This is a genomic window from Streptomyces humicola (genome assembly GCF_024436035.1).
GTDB lineage: Bacteria > Actinomycetota > Actinomycetes > Streptomycetales > Streptomycetaceae > Streptantibioticus_B > Streptantibioticus_B humicola.
In genome coordinates this window covers 47,161-64,466 of the sequence record NZ_JANFNG010000010.1, presented here as the reverse complement: position 1 = coordinate 64,466, position 17,306 = coordinate 47,161, and the positions used below count along the sequence as shown (strand labels likewise).

Genomic DNA, 17,306 nt, shown 5'->3' with positions numbered 1-17,306 from the left:
CGTCACCGATTCCACCCCCTGTTGACCGTAACCAGAGCCGTACGCAGAGTAAAGCGTCTGGTGTCATTCAAAGCCCGGTGGCGCACCGCGTACGGCCCACGGCTGCGCCGCCTCCAGTTGGGCGGCGAGGGCGAGCAGCGGCCCCTCCGCGCCGTGCGGCGCGCCGAGCATCATGCCGATCGGCAGCCCGTCCGCCGACCAGTGCAGGGGCAGCGAGATCGCGGGCAGGCCCGCGATGTTCCACGGGCCGGTGAAAGGGGTGAACGCGATCTGTGCCCCAAAGTCCGCGGCCGGATCCGCGTCGTCCCGCAACGCCCCCACGGATGGCGGGAGTTGGGCGAGGGTGGGGGTGAGCACGGCGTCGTACCGGGCGACGGCGGTGGTGAAGGTCCGGCCCACGGTCTGCATCGCGGCGAGTGCCCGCGCATAGTCGAGGCCGCCGGCCGCCCGCCCCTGGTCACGCAGCCAGCGCGTCATCGGCATGAGGTCGCTTTCACGCTCCGGGGGGACGGGGGCGAGGGCAGACAGAACAGCCCATACCGGTGTGAAGGCATCACGGTCGCCCGGCGCGAGCGGCTGCGGGGCGTCGACCACGTCATGGCCGAGCTCGGCGAGCAGCACCGAGGTCTTCTCATAGGCGACGAGCACCTCGGGATCGACGGCGACGCCCGGCACGTCGGGCTGCGCCCAGCGGGCGATGCGCAGCCGGCGCGGGGTGCGCTCGTACGCGTCGCACCAGCCGAGGAAGGTGCGGTCTGTGGCCGGGAGCGGGAAGGGGTCACCCGGCGTGGGCGCGGCCATGACGTCGAGGAGCGCGGCAGCGTCGCGTACCGTGCGGGCGAGCGGGCCGTTGACGGCGAGACCGCTGATGTCACCGAACGGTGCAGGGCTCACCCGTCCCCGGGTCGGCTTGAGCCCGACGATCCCGCAGCAGCTCGCCGGGATCCGGATCGATCCGCCGCCGTCGCTGCCCTGCGCGGCCGCTGCGAGCCCGGCGGCGACCGCCGCGGCCGCGCCGCCGCTCGAACCCCCGGCGCCACGGGTGAGGTCGTACGGGGTGCGGGCGGGCGGCCCGACGCGGCTCTCGGTGTAGGCGGGGAGTCCGAATTCGGGGGTGTTGGTCTTGCCGGGCAGCACGGTGCCGGCCTCGTGCAGCAGTTCACCGACGCGCGTCCCCACGGTGGCGACGCGGTCGGCGAAGACGGCCGAGCCGGAGGTGAACCTCACACCGGGCACGGGCGTGAGGTCCTTGACGGGAACCGGCACACCGAGCAGCGGCGGCAGCGCGTCCCCTTGAGCGCCCTGGACAAGCACTTGCTCGGCGCGGCGGGCATCATCCAGCGCACGGTCGGCGGTGACGGTGAGGTACGCGCCGAGGGAGGCATCGAGACGGTCGATGCGCAGCAGATAGTGCTCGGCCAGCGCGACCGGGGACAACTCCCCGCGCCGCACCGCCGTCGCCTGTTCCAGCATCGTCAACTCATGCGGTTCCGCCATGGTGACGACGGTACGCCGCGGCGGCTCGCGACGGGGTCACGTACGGGTGCTCGAAGTGCCCGGTAGGCCGGCACTTACGTGGACAGCCCCTGTGGCACGCCGCGATAGTCAGCGGGTGACGAGATGGGCGGGGCGCAACTACGCCGACGTACGGCGCCGGCCGCCCCGCAACTTCCGTCGTAGCCAGCCATCTTTGCGCCGAAGGCGTGAGACGAAACGATGCACCCGGCGAAGCACAATGCCGTCCCGTCGAACAGCCGCGTCGCCGACAGGGGTCAGCCCGCCGTGTTCTCGTCCTCAACACCTTCGACGAAGTGGTCGAATTCGCCCGCCTTGACTCCCTTGACGAACGCGTCCCACTTCGCCGGCGTGGTGACGGCGACGACGTCGGGTTCGTCGCTTTCGCGCAGGTAGATCATCCCGTTGTCACCTCGGGTGACCTCGATACAGTCGCCTCCGCCTCCGCCTCCGGAGAAGCTGGACTTCCGCCACACGAGATCCGACACGGAGTACCTTCCACGGCTACGGCAGATGTGCTGCCTGCTTGATCAGGTCAAGCGACGGGCCTGGTCCCAGCGCGGTCGCCCGCAGCACGTCGAACACGGTCCGCATGCGCTGGACGTCGTCATCGTGCTCCAAATATGCGACCGACGCAATGTTGTCGATCATGACGACATCCATTCCCGTCACCGGCATGCCGAAGACACCGAACGTCCCGTCCAGACCGGTGTGCGCCCGCGCTGAACGGCATCACCCGAAGCCGGATCCCCTGCCACGCACTGCCGTGGCAGTCGCGACATCACCCATGTACCATATTCATGGCTCTTGAATGGCTTATATAAGGGGCGCACGATGAGCGTAACGACCCTCGACCTCGACGACGAGGCACTCGCCGAGGCCATGAGACTGTCCGGACACAGAACCAAGAAGGACGCGGTCAACGAAGCGCTGCGCGAATACGCCGCTCGCCACCGCCGCATCGAGGCCCTCGAACGGTACGCGGACATGGCCCAGGGCTGGGACTACGAGTCGTGGGAGCGTAGGCACGCGGCAGAGAAGAACGCGGGGCGATGATCCGGTATCTCATCGATTCGTCCGCCCTGTGGCGCATCCTCCGCGACAAGGAGCTCCGCGGTGCGTGGGCTGAGGCGATCAGCTCTGGCGTGGTGGGCTCCTGTCAGCCGCAACGAACAGAGTTCAAGTCGTCGGCCAGGAACCGCAGCGAGTACGACGCATTTACGGACATGTTCGTTGATCTGTATCCGGACGTTCCCGTACACAAGTCGGCCTGGCAATGGATTGAGGCTGCACAGTACCGACTCACACAGAGCGGAACCCATCGCGCCCTGTCCGTCGTCGACCTGCTGCTATCCGCTACAGCCGCCCACCACGGCCTGACCGTGTTGCACGACGACGCCGACTTCGAAACACTGGCCCGCTCGGCCCGCGACCTCCACGAGAGGAACGTGCGCCGGATCCCGCTCTGAGTACGCGGCGCCCTCTGCTGTCTCTCCCGTCACGCGGACTGGCCGCGCGCCTCGGCGAGCGCGACGCTGCGGTCGGCGCAGCCGTGCATGCAGCCGGACCACATGAGGCGGACGAACACTCGGACCAGCGGGGCCGTAGCGCGGCTCGTGGCGAAGAACGTGTACGTCCAGGTGAAGCGGGAGCGCGCCGCGTCGCCGGTGAAGGTCCATTCGCCCACCGCACGGGTCATCAGGCGGGCCATGACGCCGCCGAAGTCGTCCACCTGATAGGCGAAGCGGCGAGCGCGCTCCCACGCCGTCACCCGCTCCCGCACGCTGCGGCCGTCGGGCGGTGTTGACGCGACGGGGGGTCGTGCGTGAATCTGCTCGGAAGCTTCAGCAACATTGCAGTTTCACGCACTCTATGAACCCCTCCCCTCCACCAGAGGAGCGTGTGATGCGAACGTTCCGCAAGCGCGGAAGACTCGCCGCCGTCGCCGCCGCCGTTGCCGCCGTGGCGCTCGGGGTGGCCGGGATGAGCGGGCCGCCGGCCGCCGCCTCCCCCGCGACCACGCCGTCCGGCTCGTACAACGGGCTCGCGCTCACCCCGCCCATGGGCTTCAACGACTGGGCCAAGTACGAGTGCAACATCAACGAGAACCTGTTCATGAAGACCGGCGACGCCCTGGTCGCCAAGGGGCTCTCCAAGCTCGGCTACACGTACGTCAACGTGGACGACTGCTGGATGCAGAAGACCCGCGACGCCAACGGCAACCTCCAGGTCGACACCGCGCTCTTCCCGCAGGGGATGAAGGCGCTCGGCGACCATCTGCACGCCGAGGGGCTGAAGTTCGGCATCTACGAGGACGCCGGGACCAACACCTGCCAGGGCGCGGCGGGCAGTTACGGTCACTTCGACCAGGACGCGCGCCAGTACGCCTCATGGGGCGTCGACTACCTGAAGCTGGACTACTGCTACCAGCCCCTCTCCGACTACCCGGGCGCATCCGCGGCCGACGTCGCGAAGATCGTCTACACCCAGGCGAGCGAGGCGCTGCGCAAGACCGGGCGCCCGATCGTCTTCTCGGAGTCCGCGCCCGCGTACTACTTCGACAACTCCACTTTCTGGCAGATCATGAAGTGGATCGGGAACGAGGGGAATCTGTGGCGGGTCGGCGACGACATCGCCGACAACTGGCAGAGCGTGCTGACCAATTACGAGCAGACCTCGATGCTGCGCCTCGCCCCGTACGCCGGGCCGGGCCACTGGAACGACGCGGACATGCTGGAGGTCGGCAATCCCGGTCTCAGCCTCACCGAGCAGCAGTCGCAGTTCACGCTCTGGTCGGAGCTCGCCTCACCGCTGCTGCTCTCCACCGATGTGGGCGCGCTGAGCGGTGCCCCGCTGGCGATCGTCTCCAACAAGGACGTCATCGCCGTCGACCAGGACAAGCTGGGCGCGCAGGGCACGGTGGTGCAGACGGGCGGCGGCTACGACGTGCTGTCCAAGCCGCTTGCGAACGGCGACCGCGCGGTCGTGCTGTTCAACAAGAACGACCGTGCACAGACCATCACCACCCACGCCACGACGGTCGGGTTCTCCGGCACGGGCAACGTCACGCTCAAGGACCTGGTGAGCAAGAAGGTCACGACGAGTACGGGGACCATCGCGGCCACCGTCCCGCCGCACGGCACCGTGATCTACCGGGTCTCGCCCACGCACGGCGCCTCCGCGCCGTCGGCGACCGTGCTGAGTGTCACGCAGCGTTCCTTCCCCGGCGGCAAGAGCGTCTCGGTGCCGGTCAGCCTCTCCGATGACGGACCGAACCCGCTGAACGGCGCTTCCGTCTCGCTGCACGCTCCCGCGGGCTGGCGCGTCGAGCCCTCGTCCGTACCGCTGGGGAAGGTCGGCGCCGGAGGCAGCGCCACCGCCGCCTTCACCGTGATCGCACCCGCCCCTCCCCCGGGGCGGTCCACCGACACGCTCACCGCGACCGCCGGCTACGCCTCCCTGGGACGGCAGCAGAACACCTCGGCCGATTCGACGGTGCTCTACGACCTGCCGTACGACAATCTCGCGCAGGCGTTCAACAATGCCGCCGTCACCGACGAGTCCGCACCGACGGCCGGGGACTTCGACGGCAACGGGGACACCTACTCGGCGCAGGCGCTGGCGAAGGCCGGGGTCACCCCGGGCTCCACGGTGACGGCGAACGGCCTCACCTTCACCTGGCCGAGTGCGGCGAGCGGTACGCCCGACAACGTGGCGGGCGGCGCGGTCACGATCAAGGAGAGCGGTTCCGGCTCGGAGCTGGCCCTCCTCGGCGCGGAGGCAGGCTTCGACAGCGCGACCGTGACGGTGAAGTACACCGACGGCACCACATCGACCGGGACGCTCGGCTTCCCCAACTGGTGCTGCTCCCCGACCGACGCCTACGGCGCGAAGGTGGCGATCATCACCGATCACCGCGACACCCCGTCCGGGCCCGCGAACTTCGGCACCGACTACGACGTCTTCAGCAACACGATCCCGCTGACCGCGGGCAAGCAGATCGCGACGGTGACGCTGCCGGGCGACAGCGCCATTCACATCTTCGCGATCTCCGTCATGTGACCGACGCACCGCCCGGCTGACAGGGATGACAAAACGCGATGACCCGGATATCAGGCAGAGATGCCGTCTATCCGGGCCATCGCGTCCTCCGCGCCGTATGGCTGCAGGTATGGCAGCCAGCGCGGGTCCCTATGGCCCGTGCCGATGATCCGCCACGCCAGGCCCGTCGGCGGAGCCGGCTGATGGCGCAGGCGCCAGCCGAGCTCGGAGACGTGACGGTCGGCTTTGACGTGGTTGCAGCGGCGACACGCGGCGACCACGTTGTCCCAGGAGTGCTGGCCTCCGCGACTGCGCGGGATGACGTGGTCGACGCTGGTTGCGGCGCTTCCGCAGTACGCGCATTTGCCGCCGTCGCGAGCGAAGAGCGCCCGGCGGGTGAGCGGGACGGGTCCCCGAAAGGGGACCCTGACGAATCTGTTGAGCTTGACGACGCTGGGCGCCGGTAGGGCGCGGGTCGCGCTGTGCATCAGGGCGCCGGATTCCTCGAGGCATACGGCCTTGTCATTGAGGACGAGAACGAGCGCGCGGCGGAGCGGTACGACGCCGAGCGGCTCGTACGACGCGTTGAGGACCAGGACATGCGGCACGGATGCCTCCCTTGTACGCCGGCGGCGCGTGGCTCGCGCCGGGACGATCTCCCCTCAGTGTCGCCGGAAGCCTGGTCGTGGCGCCACCATGACCAGGTAACGAGCTCGAGGTGTTTTCGACCACACCTCTTTACATCCCATCATTTCGGACGGAGCCCTACGGAATGACGGGGAAAGGCCAAAGATTGCACCGTTAGGGTGGATGGACTGCCCGCACTTTTCACAGATCCCGCACCTGGCGGGCAGGTCTTCTCCATGGAGGGTTCTCAGCTGTGCCCGGGTCCTGGTCCACGACCGCCGACGCTCCGACTAGCCCCGCCGTCGCCGTGACGCGCGCCACTCAGTCCGCCAACGGCTTGGCGAGCTACGTCGAGAATCACTGGGTGAACTGGCTCTCCACCGGCATAGAGATCTTGATCATCCTGGCGATCGCGGTGGTGCTGCGAGCCGTCGTACGGCGGATGATCACCCAGCTCATCGCCCGGATGAACCGCGGTGCCGAGGCGAGCGCACAGGGCGGCGCGCTGGGCGGGCTGCTGGTCAACGCGGAGCGGCGTCGCCAGCGCAGCGAGGCGATCGGCTCGGTGCTGCGCAGCGTCGCATCGTTCGTGATCCTGGGCACCGCGGCACTGATGGTGCTCTCCTCGCTCCACATCGATCTTGCCCCGCTGCTGGCCAGTGCCGGTGTGGCGGGTGTCGCGGTCGGTTTCGGCGCGCGCAACCTCGTCACCGACTTCCTCTCCGGCGTGTTCATGATCCTCGAGGACCAGTACGGCGTCGGAGACGTGATCGACGCGGGCGTCGCGACCGGCACGGTGATCGAGGTCGGCCTGCGGGTGACGAAGCTGCGGGGCGACAACGGCGAGATCTGGTACGTGCGCAACGGCGAGGTCAAGCGGATCGGCAACCTCAGCCAGGGCTGGTCGACCGCGGTCGTCGACGTGCAGGTCGGCTACGGGGAGGACCTCGACCGGGCGCGGGCGCTCATCGCCGCGACGGCGGAGGACATGGCCAAGGACGAGCCGTGGGACGAGACGCTGTGGGAGCCGGTCCAGGTGCTGGGCCTGGAGGAGGTGAGCCCGGAGAGCGTGGTGATCCGGGCCCAGGCGAAGACCATGCCGGGCAAGGCGGCCGGGGTGGCGCGCGAGCTGCGCTGGCGGATCAAGAAGTCGTTCGACGAGGCGGGAATCGGGTTCCTCGGCGGCACGCCGGAGCAGATACCGCAGGACGCCGCGGATGCGGCGGCGTCGGTCGCCCCGCCGTCGGCGCTCGCCAATCCGAGCTCGCCCCAGGCGAGCAGGGCCACACCGCTGCCCACCGGGGAGCCCTCGGGCCCGCATCTGCAGAAGTGACGGCCGCCCCCGCGAAGACGTAGCGCCTGCGGCGATCCCACCCTTGACGACGCCCCCCGGGGGGCCTAGCTTTCCTATCACCAATAGGAAAGCTTCCTAACACTACCGGGGAGGCCAGGACCGTGACCGGGAAGACTCCGGGGACCCCCGGTACGCCGGGTACGCCGCGGGTACTGCGCGCGATGAACGACCGCGCCGCGCTCGACCTGCTGCTCGAACACGGACCGCTGTCACGGACCCGGATCGGCGAGCTGACCGGCCTGTCGAAGCCCACCGCCTCCCAGCTGCTCGCCCGCCTGGAGAGCGCCGGCCTCGTCGTCGCCACCGGCACGACGGCCGGACGGCCAGGGCCGGGCGCCCAGCTGTACCGGGTGAACCCGGACGCGGGGTACGTGGCGGCGCTCGACGTCACCCCCGACCGCATCGTCGCCGCCGTCGCCGACATCGCCGGCGAGCTGCGCGGCCGCCACACCGTCCCCACCAAGGGCCGCGCCCCCGCCCGCTCCGCCGCACGGCAGACCGCCCGCACCGTCACCCGGGTCGTCGAGGCGGTCGAGGGAGCGGCGAAGGACGCCGGGATCGACCGCTCGCGGCTCAACCGCCTGGTGATCGGCATCCCGGGCGCCCTCGACCCGGCGACGAACACGCTGCGGTACGCAGGCCACGTACCCGGCTGGCACTCGCCCGGCCTCCTGGACGAGCTGCGCGAGGCGCTCGGCACCCCGCTCGCCGTGGAGAACGACGTCAACCTCGCGGCCGTCGCGGAACGGAGCCTCGGCGCGGCGGCGGGGTGCGAGGACTTCGTGCTGTTCTGGGTCGAGGAGGGCATCGGCGCGGCCATCGTGCTCGGCGGGCGGCTGCACCGGGGGGCGACTGGCGGCGCGGGCGAGGTCGGCTACATGCCGGTGCCCGGTGCGCCCGTCCTGCACAACGTCACCCGTGCCAACACCGGCGGCTTCCAGGAGCTGGCGGGCGGCGATGCGGTGCTCAAGCTCGCGCGGCAGGGCGGCATCAAGGCGCGCACCCCGCAGGAGGCCGTGGCGCGAGCGGCCGGCGACGGGCCGGACGGCGAGGCGGTGCTGGACGAGCTGGCGGCACGGTTCGCCACCGGGCTCGCCTCGATCGTCGCCGTCCTCGACCCGCAACTCGTCGTGCTCTCCGGTGGCGTGGTGACGGCGGGCGGTGAGGCGCTGCGGACGCGCATCGAGGACCAGCTCTACCAGGTGGCCATCCCGCGCCCGCGGGTGCTGCTCGGCGCGCTGGAGGACGACCCGGTGCTCGTCGGCGCGGTGCAACGGGCGCTGGCCGCAGCCCGCGACGACATCTTCGACACCTCGGCCGGCTGAGCGGCTCGGCCTCTCGGCCCGGTCTCGGCCCGGCACGAACCACCCGCACGGAACACCCGCACGCTCCGCACACCCCCACGCGTACCGCACGTACCCCTGGAGGAGCAGCATGTCCGCACTGTCCCGGGCGTGCGCCGCTCTCGCGGCCGCCGCCTCGATATCCCTGCTGGTCTCCGCCTGTACCGGGCAGAGCACGACGCAGGCCGATGACGACCCGAACAAACCGGTGACGATCAACTTCTGGCACGGCTGGAGCGCGCCGGACGAACTCAAGGCGATCAACGACGACATCGCGGGCTTCGAGAAGACGCACCCCGCCATCCATGTGCACGCGGTCTCCAATGTCACTGATGACAAGATCAACCAGGGGCTGCGGACGGGCGGTTCCGATGCGCCCGATGTCGTCTCGTCATTCACCACGGACAACGTCGGCGAGTTCTGTTCCTCGGGCGCGCTCACCGATCTCGGCCCGTTCCTGGAGCGGTCCGGAATCGACCCTGCAGCGACCTTTCCGAAACCCATGCTGGATTACACCCAGTACAAGGGGACGCGCTGCACGCTGCCCCTGCTCGGCGACGCCTACGGGCTCTACTACAACAAGAACGCCTTCAAAGCGGCCGGTATCGCCTCGCCGCCGCGCACGATGTCACAGTTCACCGCCGACGCGGTCAAACTCACCAAACCGCAAGGGGATTCTTACGCGCAGCTCGGCTTCATGCCGGACTTCCACGGGTACGAGTCCACGCCAGGGCACCTCGCGGCCCAGTGGAGCCCCACGTACTTCAACGCCCAGGGCAAGGCCCAGATGGCCACCGACCCGGCGTTCACCGCGATGTTCACCTGGCAGAAGAACCTGGTGAACGCCCTCGGCGGATTCACCGAACTGGAAAGGTACCGCAACACCTTCGGCGACGAATTCGGGCCCAAGAACCCCTTCCACACCGGCCAGGTCGCCATGGCCATCGACGGCGAATGGCGCCTCGGCATGGCCAAGGACGCGGGCGTCTCCTTCCCCATCGGCGTCGCACCGATGCCCGTACCGGACGACCAGGCCTCGTCGTACGGCAAGGGATATCTCTCCGGCACGATCATCGGGATCTCGGCGTACAGCGCGAAGCAGAATGCCGCCTGGGAGTTCGTGAAGTACCTGACCACCCACACCGACGCGGTCGTGAACTTCGCCAATGAGATCCACAACGTCCCGTCCACCTTTGCGGCGCTGAAGTCCCCGAAGCTCCAGGCGGACGACAATTTCCGCACGTTCCTGTCGATCGCGCTTAACCCGGCCAGCAACACCACACCGTCGAGCCCGAACGGCGGCCAGTACCAGGTCACGCTGCAGGACTTCGCCTACGCCTACGAGTCCGGCAAAGCCACTGATCTCAAGGCCGGACTGGACCGGGTCGACCAGCAGGTCGATCGCGACATCGCCCAGGCGACACCATGACGGCGCTCACCCTGCACGGCAGGCAATGCCGCTCGGCGCTGCGGACGCTGGCCTTCCTCTCCCCCTGGCTGCTCGGATTCGGCTTCTTCTTCGTCTATCCGCTCCTGTCCACCGTCTACTTCTCGTTCATGAAGTACGACGGATTCCGGCCCCCGGCTTTCACCGGCGCTGCCAACTGGGTCTATGTCTTCACCCAGTACCCCATGTTCTGGCCCGCGTTGCGCAACACCCTGTGGCTGGTAGCGGTGATGGTGAGCGCCCGCGTCGTCTTCGGCCTCGGAATAGGGCTGCTGATCACGAAGATCAAAACAGGCGCCGGGTTCTTCCGCACCGCCTTCTATCTGCCGTACCTCGCCCCGCCGGTCGCCGCGACCATGGCCTTCGCCTTTCTGCTCAACCCCGGCACGGGACCGGTCAACCACATCCTCGGCACGATCGGGCTGCCTCAGCCGGGCTGGTTCAACGACCCGAACTGGTCGAAGCCCGCGCTGACGATGCTCGCCCTGTGGGGCATCGGTGACCTGATGGTGATCTTCATGGCCGCGCTGCTCGACGTGCCGGCCGAGCAGTACGAGGCGGCCGAGCTCGACGGCGCGGGAGCGTGGCAGCGGTTCCGCTATGTGACGCTCCCCAACATCTCACCGATTGTGATGTTCGCCGTCGTCACCGGCGTCATCGAAACCATGCAGTACTACACGCAGCCGATGATCGCGGGCCAGGTCGCCAGCGGGGTCATCGGCAACTCGGGCCAGCAGTTCGAACCCGGATACCCCGACCAGTCGACGCTCACCCTGCCCCAACTCGTCTACAACCTCGGATTCCAGCGCTTCGACACCGGCTCGGCGTGCGTCATCGCCCTCGTGCTGTTCGCCCTCGCCATGGCGTTCACCGCGCTGCTGATGCGCCGCCGCAGCGGACTGATCCAGGCGGGAGGGTGATCTCGTGACCGACGTCCTCGCCCCCGCACGGGCCACCGCGGCGCGACGACGGCCGCTGCGCAGCGCGAACGCACGGGCGGCGCGCCGTAAGGCGCAGCTGCACTGGATCGCGGTGCACGCCCTGGGCATCGCCGCCGCGCTTTTCTTCGTGCTGCCGTTCGTCTTCGTCGCGCTCACCTCGTTGATGAGCGACAACCAGGCGCTCACCCGCGCGCTGTGGCCTCACCCGTTCGTGTGGCACAACTATGTGACCGTCTTCCGCACCCCGGGCTTTCTCACCTGGTGGAAGAACACCCTGATCTATGCGGGTGCGGGCACCGCGCTCACCGTGGTCTCCAGCATCCCGGTGGCGTACGCGCTCGCCAAGTTCCGCTTCCGCGGCCGTACTCTCGCGCTGATGCTGGTGGTGGCCACGATGATGCTGCCTCCGCAGGTCGTCGTCGTACCGATGTATCTGTTCTGGGCCAATCAGATGCATCTCACCGGCACGCTGTGGCCACTGATCATCCCGATGGCATTCGGTGACGCGTTCAGCATCTTCCTGCTGCGGCAATTCCTCGTCACGATTCCGGATGAATACGTCGACGCGGCGAGGGTCGACGGATGCGGCGAGGTGCGTGCACTGCTGCGCGTCGTCCTGCCGATGGCCAGGCCCGCCATTGCCGCCGTCGCGCTCTTCCAGTTCTTCTCGTGCTGGAACGACTACTTCGGGCCGCAGATCTACGCGAGCGAGAATCCGGCGGCCTGGACGCTCAGTTACGGCCTGGAGACGTTCAAAGGCGCGCACCAGACCAGCTGGAATCTCACCATGGCGGCCACGATGCTCGTCATGGCACCCGTGATCGTCGTGTTCTTCTTCGCGCAGAAGGCATTCGTCGAAGGCGTCACACTGACCGGAGTGAAGGGCTGAGGGACAAGGATGCAGCATTCTTCCGGGGGACGACCCCCGTACCCCCGCAAAATCGCAGTGGTGGGGGGCGGTTCCACCTACACCCCCGAACTCATCGACGGATTGGCCAGGCTGCGCGAGACCTTGCCGGTGACGGAGGTGGCACTGATCGACCCCGCGCCCGAGCGCCTCGAGCTGGTCGGCGGCCTCGCCCGGCGGATCCTCGCCCGGCAGGGCCATCCCGCCGCCGTCGTCACCACCGGTGACCTCCAGGCCGGTGTCGAGGGCGCCGACGCCGTCCTGCTGCAGCTGCGCGTCGGCGGGCAGGCGGCGCGGCAGCAGGACGAGACGTGGCCGCTGGAATGCGGCTGCGTCGGGCAGGAGACGACGGGCGCCGGAGGGCTCGCGAAGGCGCTGCGCACCGTTCCCGTCGTGCTGTCCATCGCCGAACGGGTGCGGCGCGCCGCACCCGACGCGTGGATCATCGACTTCACCAATCCGGTGGGAATCGTCACGCGTGCGCTGCTGCAGGCCGGGCACAAGGCAGTCGGCTTGTGCAACGTGGCGATCGGGCTGCAGCGCAAGTTCGCGCGGCTGCTCGGCGTCCCGCCGGCGGCGCTGCATCTCGACCATGTCGGGCTCAACCACCTCACCTGGGAGTTCGGTGTACGGCTGGGGGGCGCGGACGGCGAGGACGTGCTGCCGAAGCTGCTCGCCGAGCACGGCGACGCGATCGCCGACGATCTGCGGCTGCCGCGCGCGGTGCTCGACCGGCTCGGCGTCGTCCCCTCGTACTACCTGCGCTACTACTACGCGCACGACCAAGTGGTGGACGAGCTGAGGGGGAAGCCGTCACGGGCCGCCGAAGTGGCTGATATGGAAAGGCAGTTGCTCGCGATGTACAGCGATCCGGCGCTCGACACGAAACCCGGGCTGCTCGCCAGGCGTGGCGGCGCCTTCTACTCGGAGGCCGCGGTGGCCCTCGCGTCGGCGCTGCTGCGCGGGGCGGGCGAGGTGCAGGTGGTGAACGCGTACAACCACGGCACGCTGCCCTTCCTCCCCGACGACGCGGTGATCGAGGTCCCCGCGGCCGTGGGCACCGATGGGGTGCGCCCGCTGCCGGTACCGGCCCTGGATCCGCTGTACGCGGGGCTCATCGCGCATGTCACCGCGTACGAGGAGCTGGCGCTGGAGGCGGCGCTGCGCGGCGGGCGCGACCGCGTCGTCAAGGCGCTGCTCGCCCACCCCCTGATCGGCCAGTACGCTCAGGCGGACGCGCTCGCCGACCGGCTCGTCGCACACAACCGGGAGCATCTCGCGTGGGCCTGACCCCGATTCCGCGGCCGCTCGTGACGGGGGGCGTGCTCGCCATCGACGCGGGCAACAGCAAGACCGATGTGGCGATCGTGGCGGCCGACGGCTCGGTGCTCGGCACGGCACGCGGCGGCGGTTTCCAGCCGGTGACGGCCGGGGCACGGCAGGCGGTCACCGCGCTCGTCCCGCTGGTGGCGGCCGCCGCACGCGCGGCGGGGCTGGCCGCGTACAGGGGAGCCCCCGTGGTGGAGCATGTCTCGGCCTGTCTGGCCAATGCCGACTTCCCCATCGAGGAGCGGGAGTTGCGGGATGCGGTGCACGCCCGCGGCTGGGGGACGAGCGCGCAGGTGCTCAACGACACCTTCGCGATCCTGCGTTCGGGGGTCGAAGAGCCGCGCGGTGTCGCCGTGGTGTGCGGTGCGGGGATCAACTGCGTGGGGATGCTGCCGGACGGCCGTACCGCCCGGTTCCCGGCCATAGGCCGCATCTCGGGCGACTGGGGAGGCGGGGTGTTCCTCGCCGAGGAGGCGTTGTGGTGGGCCGCGCGAGCCGAGGACGGGCGTGGAGAGGCGACCGAGCTGGCCACCGCGCTGCCTGCGCACCTCGGCCGGGGCTCGATGTACGAGCTGATCGAGGCAATGCACCTGGGACAGGTACCGGCACACGCCAGGCTGGAGCTCGCCCCCGTGCTCTTCCGGGTCGCGGCCGACGGCGACGCGGTGGCCCGTCGGATCGTGGACCGCCAGGCCGAGGAGGTGGTGGCGCTGGCGTCGGTGGCGCTCGGCCGGCTCGGCTTGCTCGACGAGGAGACGACCGTTGTCCTCGGGGGAGGGGTGCTGGCCGCCAGGCAGCCGCTGCTGATCGACGCCATCACCCGTGAACTGGCGCTCCGCGCGCCGAAGGCCGTCCCCCGGGTGGTCACCGCGCCGCCGGTCCTCGGTGCGGCGCTCCTCGGCCTCGACCATCTGGGCTCGCCGCCCACCGCCCATGCCCGGCTGCAGGCGCACTACGCGGCGGCGCCGGCCGCGCCGGCGGGCTCCGTGCCCGAAGGGAACCGCAGCGGTCGTCACCGCGTGATACGCGGGTGAGGCCCGAAGGACCGCCTGTGCAGGTGGTTTAGCGGTGCTGGAGGCTCAAGATCACGCCGAGCGCTAGTGGATGTCGGTGCCGGTGGCCATACTTGGCGAGAAAGTATTGCCCCGCTGACGGCCAGGACGGGACGATGCTCGGTCAGCGCGCATGGGGGAGGGTCAGGTTGACACGTACGCCGGCACGTTCGCCAGGTATGCCGGGAACGCCGGGAACACAGCCGTCGAGGCCGCGGCCGGGGATTCCGGCTCAGCCGGGCGCGGGACGCCCGGCGCCCAGCGCCGCCGCCGTGGCGGCAGTGGCCGCGGGCACACCCGCGCCGCGGCGCACGGCCTGGGCGGAGGGGGCCGACCGGATACGCGCCGCGGCGACCACTGAGCCGGGCAGGCTGCGGATCATCGGCGCCGCACTCGCCGCGCTCATCCTCGCGTTCGGCGCGGTGACGGCGTGGCAGATCAGTGAACGCTCCTCGGCGGCCCAGGGCGTGACCAACAGCAGCGAACCGCTCAGCGCCGACGCCGCCGAGATCTACCGATCACTTGCAGCGGCCAACACCACCGAGGCGGGCGGCTTCCTCGTCGGCGGCGTGGAACCGGCCGCGGTCCGCCAGCGCTACCAGAACGACATCAACACCGCCGCCCAGCTGATAGCCGAGGCGGCCGCGAGCAGCCAGGGCTCATCGGCGAGCCAGGCCGATGTGCAGAAGCTCAGCACGCAACTGCCCGTCTACACCGGCCTGGTGGAGACGGCACGCACCGACAACCGGCAGGGCCTGCCTCTCGGCGGCGCCTATCTGCGCTACGCCAACCAGCAGATGAGCGACATCCTGCTGCCTACCGCCCAGCACCTCTACCGGCTGCAGAGCGCGCGCCTGCAACAGGACTACGCCTCCGCCGAGTCGCTGCCGTGGGGCGCGTGGGCGCTGGGAGTGCTGGCGCTCGGCGCTCTGGTGTGGGCGCAGCGCCGCACCTACCGGCGTACGAACCGGGTGTTCAATCCGGGGATGCTGGCGGGCACGACGGCGGCCGGGGCGCTCCTGGTGTGGCTGGTGGCCGCGCACACCGTGGCCCGGGAGGATCTCGCCGATTCGTGGGATCATGGCGCGAAATCGCTGCAGGTTCTCAGCCAGGCGCGCATCGACTCGCTCCAGGCGCGCGGCAACGAGAATCTGACGCTGGTCGCGCGCGGCGCGGGCGCCTCGTACGAGACCAACTACCAGGACGAGATGGCCGCCCTCGACGGCACGCAGGTCGGCAAGGCTCCGGGCGGGCTGCTCGCCCAGGCGCTCGCGCTCGCCGACGATCCGGCGGGCAGGGCGCCGGTCCAGGCGGCGGCCGCCGACGTCGCCCAGTGGAGCAGCCGCCACGAGGTCGCCAACAGCGCCGACACGGCGGGCAATTACGACACCGCGGTGGCCGACGTCATCATCGGCGCTACGGATGCAACCGGCAAGCAGGTGAACCCCACGGCCACCACCGAGTACTCGTTCGACGCCGTCGACAGCAGTCTGCAGGACGCGCTCGACCATGAGGGCGCCGAGTTCCAGAAGGCGTCGGGCGACGGCCGCAGGGCGCTGACGGGACTGAGCATCGGAGCGGCGGTGCTCGCCCTTCTGGGAGCGGCCGGTTCCATACTGGGCGTGGGGCGACGGCTTTCGGAGTACCGGTGAGCGGGGATGGGAGAGCACCGATGAGCCGATCGAACGCGACCTTCGGGGTCCGGTCCGGCGGGTCCGGCCGGCCCGGCCGCCGGTCCGGCCTGTCGCGCCTGCGCGGCTGGGGCGGCGTCGGCGCCATGGCGGCGGCCTGCCTTCTCGCGCTCACCGCGATCGCCCTCCCGCTGGAGTGCGGATCGCCGGGCGAGGCGTCCGCAGCGGCTGCCCTCCCGCCGGCCGGGAGCGGCGTCGACCATGCGCAGCAGGCGATGGCCGACGCCCCGTGCACCGACCCCGAGGCGAGCCTGCGCCCATCGGATGCGGCGGGCCCCGCCGTCCAACGCATCCAAAAACGCGGCTATCTGACGGTCGGCGTCGACCAGAACAGCTATCTGTGGGGCTACCGGGACCCGGAGTCGGGCCAGATCGTCGGCTTCGACATCGATCTGGTGCGGGCCATCGCCACCGACATCCTCGGCCCCAACCCCAGGATCGTGTTCAAGACCATTCCGACCGACCAGCGAATACCGGCGATCCAGTCGGGCGACGTGGACATGGTCGTGCGCACCATGACCATCAACTGCGACCGGATCAAGCAGGTCGCCTTCTCCGCCGCCTACTTCGAGGCGGGCCAGCAGCTGCTGGTACCCAAGACCGGCACGACGATCACCGGCTTCGACGGCAGCCTCGCGGGCAAGCGCGTGTGCACGGCCTCCGGTTCGACGGGGCAGGCGCTGCTGGAGAGCGAGCCGCACGGCTCCCATATCGTCCTGGTGGAGAACCAGCTCGACTGTCTGGTGCTGCTCCAGCTCGGCCAGGCGGACGCGGTGCTCACCGACAATGCGCTGGCCGCCGGCCAGGCCGCCCAGGATCCTCAGGTACACCTGATCGGCCAGCCGCTCACGCACGAGCCGTACGGTGTGGCGATGAACCTGGCCGACACCGACCTGGTGCGCCGGGTCAATATGGTGCTGCAGAAATACACGAACGGGGGAGCCAACAGCCAGTGGATGCAGGCGTACAACAAGTGGCTGGCGCACAACCTCCCGGGGGTGAGCGGGCCTCCGGCACCGCTCTACAAGGACTGAGCGGCATGGACGGTTCGAGGGGAGT

The 17,306-nt window shown here is 69.8% G+C and carries 16 protein-coding genes and 1 pseudogene; 12 read left to right on the top strand and 5 right to left on the bottom strand.

The genetic code is table 11. The annotated features are described in order from the left end of the window. Window positions 1–63: 63 nt before the first annotated feature. The 3 genes and pseudogenes from NGB36_RS15115 to NGB36_RS15105 all read right to left on the bottom strand — a co-directional run. Window positions 64–1,497 (bottom strand): amidase, encoded by a 1,434-nt coding sequence (locus NGB36_RS15115; RefSeq protein WP_255920789.1) that lies wholly within the window; start codon window positions 1,495–1,497, stop codon window positions 64–66. Window positions 1,498–1,772: 275 nt separating this feature from the next. Then, on the bottom strand, window positions 1,773–2,003 hold the full coding sequence (locus NGB36_RS15110) for a DUF397 domain-containing protein (protein WP_255920788.1): 231 nt from the start codon (window positions 2,001–2,003) through the stop codon (window positions 1,773–1,775). Window positions 2,004–2,019: 16 nt separating this feature from the next. Further along, a pseudogene (locus NGB36_RS15105) lies at window positions 2,020–2,229 on the bottom strand (Scr1 family TA system antitoxin-like transcriptional regulator); the annotation flags it as partial. Window positions 2,230–2,349: 120 nt separating this feature from the next. Here NGB36_RS15105 and NGB36_RS15100 point away from each other — a divergent pair. Beyond that, the gene (locus NGB36_RS15100; protein WP_255920787.1) at window positions 2,350–2,571 is read left to right on the top strand and encodes a type II toxin-antitoxin system VapB family antitoxin; all 222 of its coding nucleotides are present in this window, start codon (window positions 2,350–2,352) and stop codon (window positions 2,569–2,571) included. Then, on the top strand, window positions 2,568–2,984 hold the full coding sequence (locus NGB36_RS15095; protein ID WP_255920786.1) for a PIN domain-containing protein: 417 nt from the start codon (window positions 2,568–2,570) through the stop codon (window positions 2,982–2,984). Before NGB36_RS15100 ends, NGB36_RS15095 begins: the two co-directional genes overlap by 4 nt. Window positions 2,985–3,013: 29 nt before the next feature. Here the strand turns inward: NGB36_RS15095 and NGB36_RS15090 are convergent, their stop codons facing one another. Continuing rightward, window positions 3,014–3,346: an SRPBCC family protein gene (locus NGB36_RS15090; RefSeq protein ID WP_255920909.1), complete on the bottom strand. Its 333-nt coding sequence runs from the start codon at window positions 3,344–3,346 to the stop codon at window positions 3,014–3,016. A gap of 74 nt (window positions 3,347–3,420) precedes the next feature. Here NGB36_RS15090 and NGB36_RS15085 point away from each other — a divergent pair, with 74 nt between their 5' ends. Beyond that, complete coding sequence (locus tag NGB36_RS15085; protein ID WP_255920785.1) at window positions 3,421–5,577, top strand: beta-sandwich domain-containing protein; 2,157 nt, start codon at window positions 3,421–3,423, stop codon at window positions 5,575–5,577. A gap of 50 nt (window positions 5,578–5,627) precedes the next feature. Here the strand turns inward: NGB36_RS15085 and NGB36_RS15080 are convergent, their stop codons facing one another. After that, window positions 5,628–6,164 carry an HNH endonuclease gene (locus tag NGB36_RS15080; protein WP_255920784.1) on the bottom strand — a complete coding sequence of 179 codons (537 nt, stop codon included), beginning with the start codon at window positions 6,162–6,164 and terminating at the stop codon, window positions 5,628–5,630. 272 nt (window positions 6,165–6,436) lie between these two features. On the opposite strand from NGB36_RS15080, the gene NGB36_RS15075 reads away from it, so the two are divergent. From NGB36_RS15075 to NGB36_RS15035, 9 genes are all read left to right on the top strand, one after another. Next, the gene (locus NGB36_RS15075; protein WP_505016739.1) at window positions 6,437–7,516 is read left to right on the top strand and encodes a mechanosensitive ion channel family protein; all 1,080 of its coding nucleotides are present in this window, start codon (window positions 6,437–6,439) and stop codon (window positions 7,514–7,516) included. Window positions 7,517–7,698: 182 nt separating this feature from the next. Continuing rightward, window positions 7,699–8,862, top strand: a complete 1,164-nt coding sequence (locus tag NGB36_RS15070; protein ID WP_255920908.1) for an ROK family transcriptional regulator — start codon at window positions 7,699–7,701, stop codon at window positions 8,860–8,862. A gap of 109 nt (window positions 8,863–8,971) precedes the next feature. Then, complete coding sequence (locus NGB36_RS15065) at window positions 8,972–10,309, top strand: ABC transporter substrate-binding protein (protein WP_255920782.1); 1,338 nt, start codon at window positions 8,972–8,974, stop codon at window positions 10,307–10,309. Next, window positions 10,306–11,247 carry a carbohydrate ABC transporter permease gene (locus NGB36_RS15060; RefSeq protein ID WP_255920781.1) on the top strand — a complete coding sequence of 314 codons (942 nt, stop codon included), beginning with the start codon at window positions 10,306–10,308 and terminating at the stop codon, window positions 11,245–11,247. The genes NGB36_RS15065 and NGB36_RS15060 overlap by 4 nt, the downstream gene beginning before the upstream one ends. A 4-nt stretch (window positions 11,248–11,251) precedes the next feature. Continuing rightward, window positions 11,252–12,157, top strand: a complete 906-nt coding sequence (locus NGB36_RS15055) for a carbohydrate ABC transporter permease (protein ID WP_372509445.1) — start codon at window positions 11,252–11,254, stop codon at window positions 12,155–12,157. A 9-nt stretch (window positions 12,158–12,166) separates the two neighbouring features. Further along, the gene (locus tag NGB36_RS15050) at window positions 12,167–13,465 is read left to right on the top strand and encodes a 6-phospho-beta-glucosidase (protein ID WP_255920780.1); all 1,299 of its coding nucleotides are present in this window, start codon (window positions 12,167–12,169) and stop codon (window positions 13,463–13,465) included. Beyond that, the gene (locus NGB36_RS15045) at window positions 13,456–14,538 is read left to right on the top strand and encodes an N-acetylglucosamine kinase (RefSeq protein ID WP_255920779.1); all 1,083 of its coding nucleotides are present in this window, start codon (window positions 13,456–13,458) and stop codon (window positions 14,536–14,538) included. The genes NGB36_RS15050 and NGB36_RS15045 overlap by 10 nt, the downstream gene beginning before the upstream one ends. A gap of 197 nt (window positions 14,539–14,735) precedes the next feature. Further along, window positions 14,736–16,208, top strand: a complete 1,473-nt coding sequence (locus tag NGB36_RS15040; protein ID WP_269470188.1) for a GlnX family signal transduction membrane protein — start codon at window positions 14,736–14,738, stop codon at window positions 16,206–16,208. Between the two features lie 20 nt (window positions 16,209–16,228). Further along, window positions 16,229–17,281, top strand: a complete 1,053-nt coding sequence (locus NGB36_RS15035; RefSeq protein WP_255920777.1) for a glutamate ABC transporter substrate-binding protein — start codon at window positions 16,229–16,231, stop codon at window positions 17,279–17,281. Window positions 17,282–17,306: the final 25 nt, after the last annotated feature.

Bases quoted from the DNA above. Each gene is read 5' to 3' on its own strand.
- NGB36_RS15035 (WP_255920777.1), top strand. From the start codon at position 16,229: ATGAGCCGATCGAACGCGACCTTCGGGGTCCGGTCCGGCGGGTCCGGC.
- NGB36_RS15095 (WP_255920786.1), top strand. From the start codon at position 2,568: ATGATCCGGTATCTCATCGATTCGTCCGCCCTGTGGCGCATCCTCCGC.
- NGB36_RS15040 (WP_269470188.1), top strand. From the start codon at position 14,736: ATGCCGGGAACGCCGGGAACACAGCCGTCGAGGCCGCGGCCGGGGATT.
- NGB36_RS15085 (WP_255920785.1), top strand. From the start codon at position 3,421: ATGCGAACGTTCCGCAAGCGCGGAAGACTCGCCGCCGTCGCCGCCGCC.
- NGB36_RS15060 (WP_255920781.1), top strand. From the start codon at position 10,306: ATGACGGCGCTCACCCTGCACGGCAGGCAATGCCGCTCGGCGCTGCGG.
- NGB36_RS15100 (WP_255920787.1), top strand. From the start codon at position 2,350: ATGAGCGTAACGACCCTCGACCTCGACGACGAGGCACTCGCCGAGGCC.
- NGB36_RS15115 (WP_255920789.1), bottom strand. From the start codon at position 1,497: ATGGCGGAACCGCATGAGTTGACGATGCTGGAACAGGCGACGGCGGTG.
- NGB36_RS15050 (WP_255920780.1), top strand. From the start codon at position 12,167: ATGCAGCATTCTTCCGGGGGACGACCCCCGTACCCCCGCAAAATCGCA.
- NGB36_RS15070 (WP_255920908.1), top strand. From the start codon at position 7,699: ATGAACGACCGCGCCGCGCTCGACCTGCTGCTCGAACACGGACCGCTG.
- NGB36_RS15065 (WP_255920782.1), top strand. From the start codon at position 8,972: ATGTCCGCACTGTCCCGGGCGTGCGCCGCTCTCGCGGCCGCCGCCTCG.